Annotated in this window: 8 protein-coding genes; all 8 read right to left on the bottom strand. The window is 73.5% G+C overall.

Features of this window, described 5'->3' with window-relative positions; all coding sequences use genetic code 11:
* Nucleotides 1–55: 55 nt before the first annotated feature.
* On the bottom strand, nucleotides 56–802 hold the full coding sequence (locus tag L6E12_RS01400; RefSeq protein ID WP_236226027.1) for a thioesterase II family protein: 747 nt from the start codon (nucleotides 800–802) through the stop codon (nucleotides 56–58).
* Nucleotides 799–2,028: an MFS transporter gene (locus tag L6E12_RS01395; protein ID WP_236226026.1), complete on the bottom strand. Its 1,230-nt coding sequence runs from the start codon at nucleotides 2,026–2,028 to the stop codon at nucleotides 799–801. Before L6E12_RS01395 ends, L6E12_RS01400 begins: the two co-directional genes overlap by 4 nt.
* Nucleotides 2,025–2,948, bottom strand: a complete 924-nt coding sequence (locus L6E12_RS01390) for an ornithine carbamoyltransferase (protein ID WP_236226025.1) — start codon at nucleotides 2,946–2,948, stop codon at nucleotides 2,025–2,027. The genes L6E12_RS01395 and L6E12_RS01390 overlap by 4 nt, the downstream gene beginning before the upstream one ends.
* Entirely contained in the window at nucleotides 2,945–16,687 is a 13,743-nt protein-coding gene (locus L6E12_RS01385; RefSeq protein ID WP_236226024.1) for a non-ribosomal peptide synthetase, read from the bottom strand. The genes L6E12_RS01390 and L6E12_RS01385 overlap by 4 nt, the downstream gene beginning before the upstream one ends.
* A gap of 45 nt (nucleotides 16,688–16,732) precedes the next feature.
* Nucleotides 16,733–16,951 (bottom strand): MbtH family protein, encoded by a 219-nt coding sequence (locus L6E12_RS01380; protein ID WP_236226023.1) that lies wholly within the window; start codon nucleotides 16,949–16,951, stop codon nucleotides 16,733–16,735.
* A gap of 218 nt (nucleotides 16,952–17,169) precedes the next feature.
* Nucleotides 17,170–19,383: an MMPL family transporter gene (locus L6E12_RS01375; RefSeq protein WP_236226022.1), complete on the bottom strand. Its 2,214-nt coding sequence runs from the start codon at nucleotides 19,381–19,383 to the stop codon at nucleotides 17,170–17,172.
* A 189-nt stretch (nucleotides 19,384–19,572) separates the two neighbouring features.
* Nucleotides 19,573–19,842 carry a hypothetical protein gene (locus L6E12_RS01370; RefSeq protein ID WP_236226021.1) on the bottom strand — a complete coding sequence of 90 codons (270 nt, stop codon included), beginning with the start codon at nucleotides 19,840–19,842 and terminating at the stop codon, nucleotides 19,573–19,575.
* Nucleotides 19,839–20,174 (bottom strand): metalloregulator ArsR/SmtB family transcription factor, encoded by a 336-nt coding sequence (locus L6E12_RS01365; protein ID WP_236226020.1) that lies wholly within the window; start codon nucleotides 20,172–20,174, stop codon nucleotides 19,839–19,841. The genes L6E12_RS01370 and L6E12_RS01365 overlap by 4 nt, the downstream gene beginning before the upstream one ends.
* Between the last annotated feature and the right edge of the window lie 68 nt (nucleotides 20,175–20,242).

The raw sequence follows: 20,242 nt of genomic DNA, 5'->3' as shown, positions 1-20,242 counted from the left end.
GCGGCCCGGTCGCGGCCAGTCTTGGGCGGACGTCGATATGGTTCCTATACCGGTGTTATCGTCGGGCCCGCGCGCCCAGTCCCAGGCGCGCCAGCAGGTCCGCCGCCCCGTCCTCCAGGTAGAAGTGCCCGCCGGGCACCCGGAGCAGCTCGAACCCGCCCAGGGTGTGGGCGCGCCAGCGGGCCACGTCGGCGGCGTCCACCGCCGGGTCGCCATCGGCGGCGACGGCGGTGATCGGGCAGGCGAGCGGCGGTCCCGGGCGGGTGCGGTGCGCGCGGGCCATCGCGAAGTCGTTGCGCAGCACGGGAAGCGCCAGATCCAGCACTTCCGGGTCGGCCAGCAGTTCCGCGCCCCGACCACCCAGCTCCCGCACTCGTGCGCGAACAGTGCGCCCGTCGAGTTCCTCTGGTGCTCCTCGCTCGGGCACCGAGGGGCCCCGTCGCGCGGAGACCACCAGCCGGGCGAGCGGCGCCGGGAACCGAGGCCGCAGCCGGGATGCCACCTCGAAGGCCACCGTCGCGCCGAGGCTGTGTCCGAAGAAGACGGTCGAGTGGTCGACGGCGGGACCGAGTGCGGCGGCGAGCCGGTCGGCGAGCGCGTCGAGATCGGGTTCCAACGGCTCATCGAACCGGTCGGCGCGGCCGGGGTACTGCACGGCCACCACCTCCACGTTGTCCGGCAGCAGCCGGTGCCACTGCCCGAACGCGGCTGCGGACCCGCCCGCGTGCGGGAAGCACACCAGCCGCACCCGCGCGCCCGGCCTCGGGTCGAACACCCGGGTCCACTCGGCGTACGCGCTCACCGCGCCCCTCCCACACCGGCGGAGCGGACGGCGGGCAGCGCGGCGGCGGTGGCGGTCAGGCACAGCATCACCGCACTCGCGCCCAACACCGCCGCCGTCGTCCCCACTGCGGCGAGAACGAGGCCGCCGAGCAGCGCGCCCAGCGAACCCGCGCCGGAGCTGAGCAACCCGGCCACTGCGCCCACCCGGCCTTGCAGCGCGTCAGGCGTGAGGCTCACCTGGTACGCCCCGGCGAGCACGTTCAGCAACGCCCCGGCGAAGCTCAGCGCCGCGTAGAGCGCGCCGAGCGCCACCGGGTGCGACACCAGCGCGATCACCGGCATGACCGCCGACCACACGGCGAACACCGCGATCAACACCCGCCCCGGCGGAAACCGGGTGGTCACCGCCGACCCGGCCAGCGCACCGAGCACTCCGCCCAGCCCGGACGCGGCCCCGATCACCCCGACCACGACCGCCGACCCGCCCTCACCGCGCACGATCAGCACCAGTGCCAGCGACAGCACCTGGAACAGCACATTCGTCCCGGCCACGAGCAAGACGGCGGTCGCCAGGAACCTCTGGCCCCGCAGCCACCGAAGCCCCTCGCCCAGCTCCGCGCGCAACCCCCGGCGCGTGCCCGCGCCCTCGGCACGCAACGGTCTGCGCAAGCACAGCAGGGTCGCCAGCGCGGTCAGGTGGGCCACGGCGGTGAAGGCGAACGGCGCCCAGCGCGCCGAGGTGAACAGGAGGCCGCCCAGCGGCTGCCCGAGGAGCCCGGCCGCCCGGCCGCGCGCCTCGTTGCGCGACAGCGCCGCGGGCAGCAGGGCCGACGGCACCACCGACCGCACGGCGGCCCGCTCCGCCAGTCGGTAGAACACCGCGACCGCGCCCTCGGCGAACGCGGCCACCAGCAGGTGCGGCAACCACAGCTCGCCGACGGCCAGTGCCACCGCGACGCTGCCCAGCGCCAGCGCGCCGAGCACGTCGCAGACCAGCAGCACCTGCCGCCGGTCCCACCGGTCGACGTACACGCCCGCGGGCAGCTGGAGCAGCAGCACCGGCAGCAGGGCGAAGAACCCGACCAACCCGGCGGTGGCGGGGGACCCGCCCTGGAACACCACCAGCAGCGGGTAACCCGCTGCGGCGACGCGTTCGCCGAGCATCGAGGCCGCCGCACCGCCCCACAGCAGCCGGAAGTCGCGCACGGACCGCAGCCGGGACGGTGACCCCGTCGTGGTGCTCATCCCGCCAGACACCACTCGAGCACGGCCATCGCGCTGCACGCTTTCGTCGCCGCCTGCTCGAAGGCGACGCTCGCAGGCCCGTCGAGCACCGCCGCGGTCACCTCGTCACCGCGGTGGGCGGGCAGGTCGTGCAGGAACAGTGCCTTCGGGCTGGTGCGCCAGAGCCGTTCGGTCACCCGGAACGGCGCGAACACCGACCGCCAGGCCGGGTCCGGCTTGCTGGTGCCGGTGGTCTGCCAGCGGGTGGTGTAGATGGCGTCGCAGTCCTCGGGCAGGTCGTCGGCGTCGTGCCGCTCCACCACGACGGCGCCGGATCGGGCGGCGTGCTCGGCCGCGCGGGCGGCGACCCGGGGGAGCAGGCCGTAACCCGGTGGGGTGCGCAGCTCGAACCGCACTCCCGGGAACCGGCTCAGGGTCAGCGCGAGCGCGGCCGCGGTGTTGTTGCCCTCGCCCAGGTACAGCACCCGCAGCCCCTCGATCCGGCCGAACCGCCGCCACAGCGCGCTCAGGTCGGTCAGCGCCTGGGTCGGGTGCTCCTCCTCGGCCATGGCGTTGACCACTGCCATGCCCGTCCCGGCCCACTCCCGCAGTGTGGAGTCGGGCTGCCCGACCCTGGCCACCAGCACGTCGAGCATGCCGCCCAGGACACGCCCGGTGTCGTGGGCTGATTCCCCGGTGTTGGTCTGCAAGTCGCCGGGACCGTAGGCGATGACCCCGGCGCCGAGTCGCAGCGCCGCGCTGCCGAACGCGGTGCGGGTGCGGGTGGAGGTCAGCTGGAAGTACATTCCGGCCACCCGCCCGGCCAACGGCAGCCGGTCACCGGGTGCGGGCGGGCCGTGCGCGGCGAACTCCGCGCCGCGCACCACCAGCCGGTGCAGCTCGGTGTCGGTCAGGTCGTCAGTGGAGATCAGGCTCCTCATCGGTTTGCCCCCTGCGGTCGTGGCGCGGGTGCGCCGGTGTCGGCCGGGTCCAGACCCGCGTCGAGCATCGCCCGGACCACTGTGTCGCCGGACTCGCCGTTGGTGAGCACGACCCAGCCGTCGCCCGATTCCAGATCGCAGCGGAACATCGCCTGGTACCCGGTGGTGTGGCCGCCGTGCCCGAAGCGCGTCCCGGAGTCCGCCGCGGTCTCCACGACCGTCCCCAGCCCGTACCCCGACCTGCCGAAGGCGGTGAGCGCGAGGCGAGCGAGGTCGCGCCGGAACGGGGCGCGCGGCAGCCCGAGCGCGGACCGGCGCAGCTGCTGCGCGGCGGTGGCGAGGTCGCCCGCGGTCGTCCACAGCCCGGCCGCCGCGGCATCCGGCCTGCGCAGCCAGCCCCCGGGCAACGGCACCCCGGCTGCGTCGTGGCCCACGGCGGGGGTTCCCGGTGGGTCCTCTTGGTCGAAACCGCTGTCGACCATGCCGAGCGGGTTGAGCACCAGTTCGGCCATCAGCTCGGCGAACGGGCGCCCGGTGAGGTCCTCCAACAGCTGCTGCAGGACGAGGTAGTGCACGTTGGCCTGCCGGACCCCGTGGCCCGGTTCCAGGTCGCGGACCACCGGGTCGTTCTGCGCGGGTGCCCTGCCCTCCAGCAGGTCGAGCAGGGTCGGTACGGCACCCGCCGGGTACCCGGCGCCCGAGGTGGGGCGCAGGCCGGACCGGTGCCCCAGCAGCTGCTCGACGGTGACCGGCTGCGCGGCCCACGACCCGGGCACCCGCCAGCGGGTGAGGTGGTCGTTCACGTCGGCGCCCAGGTCCAACTCGCCGCGGCCCACCAGCATGAGCACGCCGAGCGCGGTGACGTGCTTGCTGATGGACCCCACCTGGAACGTCGTCGACGCCGTCACCGGGTCCGGACACCCCGCCCGGAGCACGCCGAAGCCCTCGTCGGCCACCAGTTCGCCGCCGCGCAGCAGCGCGACACCCAAGCCGGGCACTCCGGCCTCCGCCATGGCCGAGGTGGGGTCCGGGACCGTGGTGGCGATCGGTCGGGTGGGCGCCGGTCGGGTGGGCGCCAGTGCCGCGGCCAGGCCCGCGACGGTGCGGTGCCGGTAGAGGTCGAACACCCCGACCTGCAAACCGGCCCGCTCCGCCTCGGCCACCACGGCGACCACGTGCACGGAGTCCCCGCCGAGGTCGAAGAAGTCGTCCTCCACCCCGACCTCGGGCACCGCGAGGACCCGCGCCCACACCTCGGCCAGTTGCCGCTGCTCGGGGGTGCTCGGCCGGACGCGTTCGACCGAGGTGGACAGGGGAACGGGCAGCCGGTTGCGGTCCAGCTTCCCGTTGGCCGTCAACGGGAAGCGCTCCAGCGGCAGCACGTGCGCGGGGACCGCGTACGGTGGCAGCACGGTCGCCAGGTGCGCCCTGATCTCCGCGGGCAGGGCGGGGTCCGGGCGCGCGGTGGTGATGTACGCGATCAGCTGCGTCGCGCCCCCGGCGGTCCGGGTGGTGACGTGCGCGGCGGTCACGGCCGGGTGCCCGGTGATCGCCGCCTGCACCTCGCCGAGTTCGATCCGGTGGCCGCGCACCTTGACCTGGGAATCGATCCGGCTGTGGAAGTGCAGGCCGCCGGAGGCGTCGCGGTGCGCGAGGTCCCCGCTGCGGTACCGCCGCGACCCGGGCGCCCCGTACGGGTCCGGGGTGAACCGCTCGGCGGCGAGGCCGGGGCGGCCGTGGTAGCCGCGTGCGACGGCGGGACCGGCCACGTGGATCTCCCCGGGCACCTCGACCGGCACCGGGATCCCGACGGGGTCGAGCAGTTGCACCGACGTGTCGGCCAGTGGTTCGCCCACCGGGTTGTCCTGCCGCGCGGTTGCACCGATCCCGGCGATGTCGGCCTCGGTGACGCGGTGGAACGTCGAGTGCACGGTGGTCTCGGTGATCCCGTACATGTTGACCAGGTGCGTTCGGTCCAGCCCCCGCTCCGCGACCCACGCCCGCAGGTCGGAGTAGTCCAGCCGCTCGCCCGCGAAGACCACCGCGCGGAGCTGGTCGTGCCCGCCCGCCGCCAGCGCGGTGGTGAGGGTGCCGAACGCGGTGGGTGTTTGGCTCAGGATGGTGATTCCGTGGTGGGTGATGAGGTTTGCGAAGTCGTGTGGGGAGCGGGTGGTGTCGGTGGGTACGACGATGAGGTGTCCGCCGTGTAGGAGTGCGCCCCACATTTCGAAGACGGAGACGTCGAAGGCGTAGGAGTGTGCCATTGACCACACGTCGTGGGGGGTGAAGTGGAAGTGGGTGTGTGTGGTGTGCAGGAGTCGGGTGATGTTGGAGTGGGTGATGGAGACGCCTTTGGGGTGGCCGGTTGATCCGGAGGTGTAGATGACGTACGCCAGGTTGTCCGGCACGGTCAAGACCTGCGGGTTGTCCTCCGGCAGGTCCGCGGGCAGGTCGTCCACCCGCACGGTCGTCCCGTCGTGTGGGAGGTCGAGGCCGCTCGAGGTCACCAGGAGGCGCACACCCGCATCGGTCACGACGTGCCGCAGCCGCTCCACCGGGTTCGCCGGGTCCAGCGGCAGGTACGCCGCCCCCGACTTCAGCACGCCCAGGATCGCGGGCAGCAGCTCGGGCCCGCGCTCCAGGTGCACTCCGACGAGCCCCTCCGGTCCGGCGCCGAGCGCCCGGAGGTGGTGGGCGAGCCGGTTCGCACGTCTGTCCAGCTCCGCGTAGGTCATCGTCGTGCCGCCGCACGTCACCGCGGGCGCGACCGGGGACGCGGCGGCCTGCCGCTCGAACAGCTGCACCAGCGTGCCCGCGTCGACGGGGGCCTCGACCGGTGTCGCGGCGAGGACGGCGGGGTCGTCGGCCCTGGGCGCCACGCGCGGCGGGGCCGAGCCGTCCTCCGCCATCGACTCCAGCACCTCCCGGTACAGCGCCGCGAGCCGGTCGGCCCGCCGCTGGTCCAGGTGCTCACCGGTCGAGCGCAGCTCGACGTGGCCCCGACTGGTCGTGGTCGTGGTCAGCGCGAACTCGGTGCCCCCGGAGCCCAGACCGGTCCGGGCATCGACCGGTCCGCCGTCGGAGACGTGGAAGTCGAGGTGGTTGAAGATGATGTGGATGAGCCTGCCCTGGCCCGCGTCCTGCTGGATGCGGGGCATGGGGTAGTGCCGGTGCTCCCACAGCCGCGCCTCGTGCTCGTGCGTGTTCCGCACCAGGGCGTCCCAGCTGGTCGCGGTCCGCACCACCGGGTGCGGCAGTGTGTTCAGGTGCATGCCGCACACCCGGTCCGCCCCTGGCGCCTCCGGCCGCGTGTGCGTGACCACTCCGGTGTGGACGGACGCCTCCGGCACCAGCCTGCCGATCACGGTGGTGTGCGCGGCGAGCAGCACCGACTTCAGGCTCACCCGGTTGGCCGCCGCCAGGGTGCGCAGCCCCGGCAGCAGGTCGGCGGCGTCGACCCGCGCGAGCACCGGCCCGGTGTCCGTGCCGCCCCAGTGCGCGGGCAGCCGCGCGGGCTCGTGCGTCGCGGTGAGGTTGTTCCAGTGCTCCCGGTCGGCGTCGCTGTCGAGCGCGGCCAGCTCCGCGGCCACCGTGTCCGCGAAGCGCACCGCCGTCTGCTCGTGGGCCGGGAGCGGCTCGCCGTCGCGCAGGACCCGGTGCAGCTCCACCAGTTCCACCACCAGCGAGTGCGTGCTCCAACCCTCCAGCACGGCGTGGGAGTGCGTCAGCGACAGCCACCAGCCGTCGTCCTCGGCGAGGGCCGCCACCCGCAGCAGCGGTGCGGTGGCGAGGTCGAGCGGTGTGGCGCGTTCGGCATCGGCGTGCGCGCGCAGGGCGCTCCGCAGCCCCGGCCCGTCGAGACCGGTGAGGTCGCGGACCGCCAGCGGGATTCGCGCGTCCGGGTGCACGACCTGGACCGGGACCGAGCAGGTGTGCAGGTCGATCGACGTGCGCAGCACCTCGTGCCGGGTGGCCAGCTCGTCCAGCGCCGCCCGCAGCGCGACCGGGTCGAGCGCGCCGCCGCGCACCCGGAACGCACTGTGGTTGTGGTAGCGGTGGCCCGCGGTGTCGGCCGCCGCCTCCACCACCATGCCGGTCTGCACGAGCGTCAACGGCCAAGCGTCGGTGGCCGACACGGGCAGCGCCGCCCGGTCTTCCGGCGAGAGCAATGCGAACGGTGCCACCGGTTCCAGGTCGGGCGCGGTCACACCGTCGACCGCCTCGGCCAGCTCGGCGACGGTCGGGTGGCGGAAGATCTCCCGCACACCGGCGGGGATCCCCTCGGCGCGCAGCGCCCCCGCGAGCGCGACCGCGCGGATGGAATCACCACCGATGTCGAAGAAGCCAGCGGCGGTGCCCACTTCGGGCAACCCGAGCACCGCCGCCCAGACCGCGGCGATCCGGTGCTCCAGCAGGGTTGTGGGTGCCGAGTCGTCCTCCGGTACCGAGGGCGACGGCTCCGGCAGCGCGGCGGTGTCCAGCTTGCCGTTGGCCGTCAGCGGCAGCTTCGCCAGCGCGACGAGGTGAGCGGGGATCATGTACGGGGGCAGCACGCGGCGCAGGTGCTCGCGGATCCCGGCCACCGGCAGTTCGCCGCCCGAGGGCACCGCGTAGGCCACCAGCGCCGTGTCCGCGCCGGTGCCCCGGGTGACGACGTGGGCGGTCGCCACCGCCGGGTGGGCGCTGAGCGCAGCCTGGACCTCCCCCAGTTCGACGCGGTGGCCGCGCACCTTGGCCTGCCGGTCGACGCGCCCGTGGTGGTGCAGACCGCCGTCGGCATCGCGGTGCGCCAGGTCGCCGCTGCGGTAGCGGCGCGAACCGGGCGCTCCGAACGGGTCCGGGGTGAAGCGCTCGGCGGTGAGGGCGGGCCTGCGGTGGTAGCCGCGGGCACAGCCCGCCCCGCCGACGTGGACGTCACCGGGCACGCCGATTGGGGTCGGGTCGCCGCGCGGGTCGAGCGGCACGGCGGTCGTGTCCGCCAGCGGGGTGCCGACCGGGCTGCGCCCGGGTGCGGCGGTGTCGGCCTCGGTCACGGTGTGCGCGGTGGTGTGCACGGTGGTCTCGGTGATCCCGTACATGTTCACCAGCTCGGGCCCCGACTGCCCGAAGTGCTCCATCCAGGGCCTCAGCCCGGCGGGCTCGAGCCGCTCCCCGCCGAAGACGACCGCGCGCAGCGCCAGCCGGTCCAACCTGGGGTCTCCCCGCTCAGCGGCCGCCACCAGCGCGCGGAACGCCGACGGGGTCTGGCTCAGCCGGGTCACCCGGTGGCGCACCAGCAGGTCCAGCACGTCGTCCGGGGAGCGGGTCACCTCGGCGGGCACGACGACCAGGTGTCCGCCGTGCAGCAGGGCACCCCACATCTCGAAGACGGAGAAGTCGAAGGCGGGGGAGTGCAGGTTCGACCACACCTCGTCCCCGGCGTAGCCGCCCAGTTCGGCGCACCGGGCGAGCAGCCGCGTGACGTTGGCGTGCGTCACCGCGACGCCCTTGGGCTTACCGGTGGACCCGGAGGTGTACATGACGTAGGCCAGCGAGTCCGGGTCGATCCGCACGGGCAGGTCGGCCTCCGCGTCCCCGCCGTCGTCGAGGTCGCTGTCGACGAGCACGACCTCGACGTCCGCGTCGAGGCTCGCGGCCAGGTCGGCGGTGGTCACCACCAGGTGCGCGCCCGCGTCGTCGAGCAACCCCAGGGTGCGCTCGCGCGGGTTGACCGGGTCCAACGGCAGGTACGCCGCGCCGGAGCGCAGCACGCCGAGCAGCGCGGGCAGCAGGTGTGCGTCGCGGTCGAGGTGGACGCCGACCAGCACCTCCGGTCCGGCGCCGAGCGCCACCAGGCGCCGGGCCAGCCGGGTCGCCCCGGCGTCCAGCCCGGTGTAGTCGAGCGTGTGCTCGCCGCAGGTCACCGCCCGTGCGTACGGGGTGGCGGCGACCTGCCTGGCGAACGCCGACACGAGGTCGTCCGCCTCGGGCACCACCACGGGCGCCGCGATCGCACCGGCCAGTTCCACCGGTGGCAGCACGGCGCGGCGGGGGTCGCCGGTCGGGTCGGCGGCCATGGCCACCAGCACCGCCCGGTAGGTCTCGGCGAGCCGGTCCGCAGCGGCCTGGCCCAGCACGTCGGACCGCCCGCGCAGGGTGATCACCCCGTCCAGCGCGGTCACCGTCAGCGCGAACTCGTTCGGCGCGTCGCTGAGCCCCCAGCCGTCCTCGGCGGTGTCGCTGTCGAGGCTGTGGAAGTCCAGGTGGGCGAAGAACACCTCCACCAGCCGACCGCCGGGCTCGTCGTGCTCGATGGCGGGCATCGGGAAGTGCCGGTGGTCCCAGGCTTCGACCTCCCGCTCGGCGCACCGGCGCACCAGGTCCACCCACGTCGCCGCGGTGCGGTCGCCGGGGAAGGGCAGGGTGTTGAGGAAGTTGCCGAGGACCCGTTCCGCCCCCGGGGCCTCCGGGCGGGTGTGCGTGACGAGTCCGGTGTGGAAGCGGGGTTCGCCGGTCAGTTGCCCCATCACCTTCAGGTGCGCGGCGAGCAGCACACTCTTCAGCGGCGCACCCGAGGCGGCGGCCACCGCCCTCAGGCCCGCCCCGAGGTCGCCGATCCGCGCAACGGCGTGCACCACGCGTGGCTCCCCCGGTTCGCCCCAGGCTGCGGGCAGGGTCACCTTCCGGTGCCCGGCAACCAGGTCCCGCCAGTACCCGGCAGGCACCGGGTCGGCCAGCGCCGCCCGCTCGGCCGCGACACCGTCGGCGAACCGCGCCATCGGCAGGCCGGGTGCGGCGCTGTCGGGAGCGACACCGTCCCGCACGTCCCGGTAGCCGCGGACCAGCTCCATCACCAGCAGTTGGTTGCTCCACCCGTCGAGCACGGCGTGGCTCTGGGTCATCGTGCACAGCCACCGGTCCTCACCGGTCAAGTGCGCGTGCACCCGCAGCAACGGTCCACCCGAAGACAGGTCGAAGGGCCGCGACCGTTCCTCGGCCACGAACGCCAACACCGCGGCGCGCTGCCCGGCGTCGTCGAGCCCGCGGAGGTCGCGCACGTCGCAGTCGACCTCGGCCCGGTCGTGCACCAGCTGCATCGGCTCGCCGAAGGAGGTCAGGTCGATGCTGGTGCGCAGCACCTCATGCCGCGACACCACGACCGCCAGCGCGGCGCGCAGCGCGGTCAGGTCGAACGGGCCGGTGTCGCGCACCCGATAGGCGTTGACGTTGTGGTAGCTGCTCACGTCGGGGTCGGTCAGCTGCTCGACGAGCATCCCCGTCTGCACCCGGGTGAGCGGGTAGGCGTCGACCACCCCGTCCGGCACCGCGGCGGCGTCGGCGGGGGAGAGCAGCTCGAACGGCGCCACCCCGTGCCACTGCCCGGTGTCCACCGGCTCCCGCCCGGTCAGCACCCCGGCCAAGCCCTCGACGGTCGGGTGCCGGAAGACCTCGCGCACTGACACGTCCATGCCCTCCGCGCGCATCGCCCCGACCAGGGCGACCGCCCGAATCGAGTCACCGCCGGAGGTGAAGAAGCTGTCCAGCACCCCCACCCGGTCGCGCCCGAGCACCGCCGCCCACACCGCTGCCACCCGGCTCTCCAGGGGCGTGCGCGGCGCCACCGGGCGGACCGCGCCGTGGGTGTCACCGTCGGGTTCCGGCAGCGCGCGGGTGTCGAGCTTCCCGTTGGTCGTCAACGGGAACCCGGGCACCGGCACGAACGCCGCGGGCACCATGTACTCGGGCAGCAGGTCCCGCAGCCGGGCGGCCAGCGCGGTGGCGTCCACCGAGGCGCTCTCGGCGACGACGTAGGCCACCAGCCTGGCGGTTCCGTCGGCATCGGGCCGGTTGAGCACCCGCACGTCCGCGACCGTCGGGTCCGCGCCGAGCGCAGCCGCGACCTCACCCAGCTCCACCCGGTACCCGCGCACCTTCACCTGGCCATCGCGCCTGCCCAGGAACTCGACCGCGCCGTCGGGCAGCACTCGCGCCAGGTCGCCGGTGCGGTAGAGCCGCGACCCCGGCTCGCCGAACGGGTCCGGGGCGAACCGCTCGGCGGTCAGCCCCGGGCGGCCCAGGTACCCGCGGGCCACCCCGGCCCCGCCGACCCGCAGCTCGCCCACCACCCCCGTGGGCACCGGTTGCGCCCACGCGTCCAGCACGTGCATCGACACCCCGGGCAACGGCCGACCGATCGGGATCACCTCGTCGGTCGCGGGCAGCGGAACGGGGAACACGCAGGTGCCGATCGCGGCCTCGGTCGGCCCGTACTCGTTGACCACCGGCACTGAGGGCGCGATCGCCTGCCAAGCCAGCACGGTGCGCCTGGTGAGCGCCTCCCCCGCCACCACGAGGACGCCTGCCAGCCCATCGGCCTGCTCGGGCGTCAGCTGGTGGGTCAGCACCTCCAGGTGTCCCGGGGTGAGCTTGATGAAGCTGTAGGGCGCGTGCTCGGCCACGTGCGCGCCCAGCTCGCCGAGGTCGACCCCCGCAGGCACCACGTGCACGGCCTGACCGGCGAGCAGCGGTGCGAACACGTTCGGCATGCCCAGGTCGAAGGCCACCGAGGTGAACAGCGGCGCCCCGCCGGTGCCCTTCCCCGCCAGCTCGTCGGCGGCCCACACCAGGTGGTTGGCCAGCGACCGGTGCGACACCTGTACGCCCTTCGGGGTGCCGGTCGAGCCGGAGGTGTAGATCGTGTACGCCAGGCTGTCGAGGTCGACCTCGATCCCGGTCGGCCCGGAGGGGGCATCCGCCAGGTCGCCGCCGTCGACGACGACCGCCCGCCGCCCGACGACCAGCGACCGGTGCCGGTCCTGGGTGAGCACGACCGCGCAACGCGCGTCGTCGAGGACGGCGGCGATCCGCGCGGCCGGGAAGGCCGAATCCAGCGGCAGGAACGCCGCCCCCGCCTTCCAGGTGCCCAGGAACGCCGCGATGAGGTCGACGCCCCGATCGAGCACGACGCCGACGACCGCGTCAGGACCCGCGCCCAGCTCGCGCAGCCTGCCTGCCACCTGGTTCGCACGCCGGTCGAGTTCGGCGTAGGTGGTTTCGGTACGGGTGCCGTCGGCATCCCCGTCGGTGACCGCCACCGCGTGCGGGGTGCGCGCCGCCTGCCGCTCGATGAGCCGCAGTGCGCTCTCGGTGACGTGGCGCCCCGGGTTGGTCGCCCACCCGAGCAGGCGCTCCCGCTCGTCGTCGGGGAGCAGCGCCGCCCGCGCGTCGCCGTCGGGGTCGGCCGCCATCGCGGCCAGCACGGCCCGGAACAACCCGCCGACCCGCCGGGCACCTGCCCGATCCAGGTGGGCCGGGTTGGCGGTCAGGAAGATCCGGCCCGCGCGAGAGGAGATGGTCAGCGGGAACTCGGTGGGGCTGTCGTCGACACCGACCGAACTGTCCACCTTGGTCGTGTCGACCTGTCGGAAATCCTGGTAGTTGAAGAAAACGTCGATCAGGCCGCCCGTGCCGCCGTGGTCGCGCTGAATGGCGGGCAGCGGGTAGCGCCGATGCTCCCAGGCGGTGACCTCGGCGTCGAAGACCTGCCGCACCAACTCCAGCCAGGTGCCCGCCGAGCGGTCGGCGACGACGGGCAGGGTGTTGAGGTACATGCCGTGGACGCGGTCAGCGCCCTCGACCTCGGGACGGATGTCGAACACCACCCCGGCGTGGAACTCGGGCTCGTCGGTGAGCCGCGCCAGGACCGACAGGTACGCGGCGAGCATGACGCTCTTGAGGGACGCCCGCGCCCTGGTCGCCAGTGCCCGCAGGTCGTCCTCGAGGTCGGCCCACTCGACGTGCTCGTGCACCGGCGCACGCCCGACCGGGCCGCCGTCGCCCCACCCGGTGGGCAGGGTGAACTTCGGCCGCCCGCCGACCAGGTCGCCCCAGTACCGCCGGTGACCGGGGTCGGCGACCGCGGCCAGCTCGGCGGCGACCGTGTCGGCGAACCGCACGGCGGGCAGCGCGGCGGGCGCGGTGCCCGTGCCCGACCGCAGCCGCTCGTAGCCGTCGAGCACCTCCATCAGCAGCGAGTGGTAGCTCCAGCCCTCCATGATCGGATGGCACTCGGTGATCGAGATCCACCACCCGCCCGGGGTGCCGGAGTGTGCGCTGAACCGCATCAGCCCCGGGCGCCCCAGGTCGAAGGGGCGTGCCCGCTCGGCCGCCGCGTGGGCGCGCAGCACCTCCGCGACCGCCTCCGCGTCGTACCCGCTCAGGTCCTCGTGGTGCACCTCGACGTCGGCGTGCGCGTGCACGACCTGCAGCGGGCGGGAGAACCCGGTCAGGTGCACGCTGGTGCGCAGGGTCTCGTGCCGCGCGACCACCTCCGCCACCGCCCCGGCGAACGCGTCCGGTCGGAACGGGTGCTCGTCGCGGATTCGGAAGGCGCTGGCGTTGTGGTAGTTGTTGCGCTCCGGATCGGTCACCATCTCGATGACCATGCCCGTCTGTACCTGGGTCAGCGGGTACGCGTCGGTGGCCGTCCCCGGCAGCAGCGCCCGGTCCTCGGCGTCGACGAGCTCGAAGCGCCCGGTGAGTGCCCGATCCGCCCCGGTGGCCGCGGTGCCGAGGTTCGCGGCCAGCTCGGCGATCGTGCGGTGCCGGAAGATGTCCTGCACCCCTGCGGCGAGGCCCTCGGCGCGCAGCGCGCCGCTGAGCGCGACCGCGCGGATGGAGTCACCGCCCAGGTCGAAGAAGCTGTCGGTCGTGCCGAGGTCGTCGGTTCCCAGCACGCGGGACCAGATCGCGGCGACGTGGTGCTCCAGCGGTGTGCTCGGCGCGGTCCGCTCCGCGACACCCGCGACGTCGCCGGGCTCGGGCAGCCGCGCCCGGTCGAGCTTGCCGTTGGCCGTGCGCGGCAGCTCGTCGAGCGCGATGAGGTGCGCGGGCACCATGTACGGCGGGAGTGCCGCGCGCAAAGCAGTGCGCAGGTCGGCGACCAGCCCGGTGTGGTCGGTCCCGGCCTCGGTGGTGAGGTAGGCGACGAGCTGGGGCGACCCGCCCCGGTCGAGGACGGCCACGTACGCACCGGTGACCCCGGGGTGGGCGGTGATGGTGGCGCGCACCTCGCCGAGTTCGATCCGGAAGCCGCGCACCTTGACCTGGTCGTCGAGTCGCCGGTGGTGGTGCAGTTGCCCGTCCGGGTCGCGGTGCGCCAGGTCACCGCTGCGGTAGTGGCGGGACCCGGCCGGTCCGAACGGGTTCGGGGTGAACCGCTCCGCGGTGAGGGCGGGACTGCCGTGGTAGCCGCGGGCCACCGCGGGGCCGCCGACGTGGATCTCACCCGGCACGCCGGGGGGCACCGGTTCGCCGTGCGCGTCCAGCAGGTGGATCGTGGTGTCGGACAGCGGTGTGCCGATCGGGTTCCCGTGCCGGTCGAGGTCGGAGGCGCTCACCCGGTGGAACGTGGAGTGCACGGTGGTCTCGGTGATCCCGTACATGTTCACCAGCCACGGGGTGTCGACCCCCGCGTGCTCCACCCAGGCCCGCAGGGCCGGGTAGTCCAGCTTCTCCCCGGCGAAGATCACCGCGCGGAGGTCACCGGTCCCCTTCGCGGTGAGGGCGGGCGCGAGCGCGTGGAACGCGGTCGGCGTCTGACTGAGTACGGTGACCCCGTTTTCCGACAACAGGGCTGCCATGTCCTCCGGGGACCTGGTGGTCTCGGTGGGGACGACGACGAGGTGCCCACCGTGCAGGAGTGCGCCCCACATCTCGAAGACGGAGACGTCAAAAGCGTGTGAGTGCGCCATCGACCACACGTCGCCCGCGCCGAAGCGGAGGTGCCTGCAGGCGGTGTCCATCAGTCGGGTGATGTTCGCGTGGGTGATGGACACGCCCTTGGGGCGACCGGTCGAGCCGGAGGTGTAGATGACGTACGCCAGGTTGTCCGGTACGCACGTCGGGGTGGGGTCGTTGACGTCGCAGTCCACCTCATCTCCGATGTGGACGGTCCGGGCGGGGTGCTCGAGGCCGAGTTCGGGTGTGGTGAGCACCAGGTCGGCCCCCGCGTCGACGACGATGCCGCGCAGCCGCTCGTCGGGGTTCACCGGGTCGAGCGGCAGGTAGGCGGCGCCGGACTTGAGGACACCGAGGATGGCGGGCAGCAGGTCCGGGCCGCGGTCCAGGTGGATGCCCACCAAGCGCTCCGGGCCCGCGCCGAGGGCGCGCAGGTGGTGGGCGATCCGATTCGCGCGCGCGTTCAGCTCGGCGTAGGTGAGGGTGTGACCGCCCGCGCTCACGGCGAGCGCGTCCGGTGTCGCGGCGACCCGGCGCTCGAACAGGTCGGTCACCAGGGCCGTGGCCGACGGTCCCGGCGGTAGCGCCAGCGCTGCGGATTCGGCCTCGTCCAGGAATCGCAGACGCGACACCGGCAGTCCGGGGCGGCTCAGTGCGCTGTCGAGCAGGCGCACCAGGTGTCCGGCCATGCGCCGCACCCGATCACCGTCGAACAGGTCGGTCGCGTGCACGAATTGCGCCCCGAACCCGCCGTCCGGTCGGTCGTCGACCTGCAATTCGAGGTCGCACTTGGCGATACCGCTCGTCGTCGCGTGCGCGGTGACGGTGGCCCCGACGAGTTCCAGCGAGGAAGAACCGCGCTGGTGCATGGTGAACGCGACCTGGTACAGCGGCGAGCGGGACTGGTCGCGCTCCGGTCGCAGCTCGTCCACCAGTCTGGCGAAGGGCACGGCCTGGTTGTCGTAGGCGTCGATCAGGGTGCCCTGGTTGCGCGCGACCAGTTCTCGGAACGTGGTGCCTGCCTCCCACCGCCCGCGCAGGACCAGGGTGTTGATGCCGTAGCCCACCAGGTCCTGCAGCTCGGCGCGGGTCCGCCCGGACATGACCGTGCCCACGGCGACATCGGTGCGCCCGGCGTACCGCCCCACCAAGAGGTGGAAGGCGCTGAGCAGCACAGCGAACGGCGTGACGCCTGCGATCGACGCGAACGCGCGCACCCGCTCGGCCAGCTCGCTCGGGATGGCGAACGGTACCTCGGCGCCGTCCGCTCCGCGCAGCGCCTGCCTCGGCCGGTCGGCGGGCAGGTCGAGCGGCTCCAGACCGGCCAGCTCCCGCCGCCAGTGTTCGAGCTGGCGGTCCAGCCTGCCGCTGCCCCCCTGCTCGCGTTGCCAGGCCGCGTAGTCGGCGTACTGCACGGCCAGCGGGCGCAGTGCGGCGGTGGCTCCGCCGGTCCGCTCCCGGTACAACGCGCCCAGTTCAGTGAACAGCACCCCGGTCGACCACGCGTCGAAGGCGACGTGGTGGAAGGTGAACGTGAGTACGTGGTCGTCAGCGGCCAGGCGCAGCGCGCGCACCCGGGCGGGCCACTGGGCCGCCAGGTCGAACGGCGTGGTCGATTCCACCCGCACCAGCCTGTCGGCCTCGGTCTGTCCGGTCACCGTGGTCAGCTCGACCGGGGCGTCGGCGGGTGGGTCGACGATCTGGTGCGGGGTGTCGCCGTCGAAGCCGTAGCGGGTGCGCAGCACCTCGTGCCTGGCCACCACCCCCGTCCACGCCCACCGCAGCGCCGCGAGGTCCAGCGGACCGCGCACCCGCACGGCCAGCGGCACCAGGTACTCGGCGCTGTCGGGTTCCAGTTGCGCCAGGAACCACATCTGCTCCTGCCCCGGCGACAGCGGCAACGGCGCCGACCGGTCGGCGAGGGGGATTCCCCGCGTCCCGCGCCCGCCCCCAGCCAGCCTGCGCAGCAGCAGCTCCTGCCGGAGGTCGCCCGCCCGCTCAGCCACGTCCTCGGTCCCCATGTGCCGCAACCCCTTCGCCGTTGTCCGCCGTCGGTCGAGGACCGCCTAGGCCATCCCGCTTTCCGCCATCCGCTCGCGCAGGCTGCGGGGCCGCATGTCGGTCCAGACCTCCTCGATGTGCTCGAGGCACTGCGCCTTGCTGCCCTCGGTGCCGTCCGCCTGCCACCCGGCCGGGATGTCCCGGCCGACCGGCCAGATCGAGTACTGCTCCTCGTGGTTGACCACGACGCGGTACACCTGCGTGTCGTCCTGCTCCTCGGCCATGTGCGCTCCCAGTCCGGTGGTCGGTCCGCGCGGAAATCGGGCCGCTGCCCGGGTTCCACGTCCGGGTAGCGTCGCGCCGGAGGCGATACTCGACCTATACCGGTCCTATGGACGCGCGGAACGGGCCTGGAGGAGTTCCAGACCCGTTCCGGTGAAGCGGTTGTGCGACCGGCCCGGCGGCAGGGGGTGGGGCCGCCGGACCGGTCGCGGGACCTCGGCTACCTGGCCGAGGGGGTGGGGATCGCCTGCGCTCGGCCCTGCGGCGAGCGCTGGCTCGCCGATGCCGCGGCGACGCCGCGGCGGGAACGGCCGGGCAGCCACCAGGCGCGTTCGCCGAGAAGGGCGAGGGCGGCGGGGAGCAGGACGCCGCGGACCACGGTGGCGTCGATCAGGACGGCGACGGCCATGCCGAGGCCGAGCATCTTGTACTCGATGGCGCTCAGCGTGACGAAGACGGCGAAGACCGCGGTCATGATCACCGCCGCGCTGGTGACGACGCCGGAACTGCTGCGGATGCCGCCGACGACGGCGGAGCGGGAGTCGGCGCCGGACAGCCAGCGCTCGCGGATCCGGCTGAGGATGAAGATGTGGTAGTCCATGCTCAGGCCGAAGAGCATCACGAACATGAACAGCGGCAGCCAGCCGACGACACCGCCGTAGGAGGTGAAGCCGAGCAGGCCCTCACCGTGCCCGCCCTGGAAGACCCAGGTGACGACGCCGTAGGCCGAGCCGACCGAGAGCAGGTTGAGCAGCACCGACACGATCGGGATGGCCACCGAGCGGAACGCGAGCGCCAGCAGGCCCAGCGCCAGCACGAGGACGAACAGGAACACCGCGGGCGCGCGGCTGGTCAGCTGCTCGGCGAAGTCGTATGCCTGGGCCGTCGGCTTGCCGGAGACGGCCGTCCGCACGCCGACGGTGTCGCCGAACGCCTGGGGCAGCACGTCGTTGCGCAGGTGCTCGAGCGCGGCCATGGACTCGGGGTCGGTCCCCTTGCCTGCCAACGGGATGCGGGCGACGAGGACGTCACCGACCTTGGCCAGGCTGACCGGCCCGCCCAGCCGCGGGTCGGCTTCCGCGAGCAGGCGCAGCCGGTCGATGTCCGCGCGGACCTCGGGGGTGTCGGCGGTGCTGCCGTCCTGCATCCAGATCGCGACCCGGGTGGGAGCCGCGGTGCCGGGGAAGGCGTCCTGCATCCGGATCGCGGAGTCGACCTGGGTGACCGAGCGGGGGAGGCTGTCGGTGGTGGCGGGGTCCTGCAGGTGCATGCCCAGCGCCGGGACGGCGAGTACGACCAGGGCGACGGTGCCGGTCAGCCCCCACACCAGTGGTCTGCGCACGACCGCGGAGGCCACGGTGGACCAGAAGCGGGACTCCTGCGCGGCGGTGCGCCTGCGGCCGAGCCACGGCACCCTGCCCTTGTCGACGCGGTGGCCGAGGACCGAGAGCAGGGCGGGCAGCACGGTGATCGACCCGAGGACGGCGAGTCCGACGACCAGCACGGCGCCGACGGTCAGGCCGCGGAAGACGTCCATGTCGGTGAACAGCAACCCGGCGACGCACACCATCACGGTGAGCCCGGACACGACGACCGCGTGCCCCGAGGTGCGAGCGCTGATGATGAGCGCGTCGCGCACGCTCGCCCCCTTGGCCCGCTCCTCGCGCTCGCGGCGCAGGTAGAACAAGGTGTAGTCGATGCCGACGGCCATGCCGATGAGCAAGATCATCACCGAGGTGGCGCTGTTGACCGGGATGACCTTGCCGATCAGCCCGAGGAACCCGAAGGTGGCGGCGACGGTGGTGCCCGCCAGCAGCAGCGGGATGCCCGCCGCGACCAGCGACCCGAACACCACCAGCAGGATGACCAGGGTGATCGGCAGTGACATCGACTCCGAGCGGAGCATGTCGTCCTTGATGGCTTGGTCGACCGTGCTGGTCAGGCTGCGGTCACCGGCCTGCACCACGCGCAGCCCCGGGTTCGCGGCCGCGACCTGCTCCACCACCGCGGTGGACGCCTTGGCCTGGGCGTTGTACTGCGCCAGCGGCCCACCGAGGGCGAACCCGACCAGCCCCGAGTTGCCGTCGTCGGACACCCGGTCGGCGCGGTCGAGGGGCGATTCGACGTCGATGATCCCCGGCGTGGCGCGCAGCCGGTCCACCAGGTCGCGCACCGCCGCTCGCGCGGCCGGGTCGTCGCGCAGGCCGGGACCGTCGGCGGACAACGGTTGCACCAGCACGCTCTCCCTCGACGGGTCCAGGCCTTGTCCCGCGATCACCTGCTGGGCGAGACCGGAGTCACCGGGGTCCAGCGAACGCGCGTCCGACCCGGACGCCAGGGCGCCGCACAGGATGGCGACGAGGACCAGGGCGACCCAGCCGCCGATGGCGGTCCAGCGGTGCTGGATGGACCAGGCGGCGATCCGTCCGATCACCGTCCGTTCCCGCGTGTTCGGTGGTGTGGCCTGGGTGTTGTTCTGCATGGCTTACAGTCCCCCTCCGGAGGAAGTGCGATCGGAAACCGCCCGAGGGCGGGGTACTTGCTCCACACCTGGGCCGTCGAGTGGCAGCTCGGCGGCCCAGGGCCCGGCCCGCATCGGCGGACCGCTCACCTCGCTCGACCCCTACTCGATCTCCTTGAGGATCCGTTCCACCGAGTCCACCCGCTGCTGCAGGTCGCCGAACCTGGCGGTGATCTCCGCCAGTTCCCGCCTCGTTTCCTCCTGCGCGACAACGGTGCGCTCGGCGAGCTGCCGGTAGGAGGCTTCCCTGGCCAGGGCTGCCTTGGCCCGCCAGCTGGTGCCCAGCTGCCAGATCGTCACCCCGATCACGACGGTGACGAGCGTGAACACGCCGATCACGCCAGCGATCTCCTGAATGCCCCAGGGCTTCATGTCCCCGATCCCCCCTTGGTCTGCCCCGCGTCGTGCGGGTCGATGGTGCGCGCCGCCTCCGCCACCGTCTCCGGTGTCAGGTGCACCGAGAACGGCACGAGTCGGTAGAACTTCATCGCCTTGCCGTCCGCCGACAGCTCCAGCTCGGCGGACACCAGGCCCGCCGATTCCAGCTTCTTCAGGTGCCCCTGCAGCAGGGGCCTGCTGATGCCCAGCTCCCTGGCCAACTGGCTGACGTAGTTGCGCTCATCCGTCAGCGCCGCGAGCACCCGCAGCCGGTGCGGGCTGGCGAGCACGCCCAGCAACCGCACCAGCTCGTCTCCGACCGGCATCGGCGTTGTCACAACAACCTCTGGCGCATGCCAACAAACATTAGCAGGTGCCAGATGAGACGTCTACC

Source organism: Actinokineospora sp. PR83 (assembly GCF_021056305.1).
In the GTDB taxonomy this organism is placed as follows: domain Bacteria; phylum Actinomycetota; class Actinomycetes; order Mycobacteriales; family Pseudonocardiaceae; genus Actinokineospora; species Actinokineospora spheciospongiae.
The sequence above is the reverse complement of the archived record's forward strand: the minus strand, read 5'-3'. Positions and strand labels throughout refer to the sequence as shown.

What these genes read in the sequence shown, in the direction of transcription:
- L6E12_RS01395 (WP_236226026.1), bottom strand. Translation starts at nt 2,028, where the DNA reads ATGAGCACCACGACGGGGTCACCGTCCCGGCTGCGGTCCGTGCGCGAC.
- L6E12_RS01390 (WP_236226025.1), bottom strand. Translation starts at nt 2,948, where the DNA reads ATGAGGAGCCTGATCTCCACTGACGACCTGACCGACACCGAGCTGCAC.
- L6E12_RS01385 (WP_236226024.1), bottom strand. Translation starts at nt 16,687, where the DNA reads ATGGGGACCGAGGACGTGGCTGAGCGGGCGGGCGACCTCCGGCAGGAG.
- L6E12_RS01380 (WP_236226023.1), bottom strand. Translation starts at nt 16,951, where the DNA reads ATGGCCGAGGAGCAGGACGACACGCAGGTGTACCGCGTCGTGGTCAAC.
- L6E12_RS01370 (WP_236226021.1), bottom strand. Translation starts at nt 19,842, where the DNA reads ATGAAGCCCTGGGGCATTCAGGAGATCGCTGGCGTGATCGGCGTGTTC.
- L6E12_RS01365 (WP_236226020.1), bottom strand. Translation starts at nt 20,174, where the DNA reads ATGCCGGTCGGAGACGAGCTGGTGCGGTTGCTGGGCGTGCTCGCCAGC.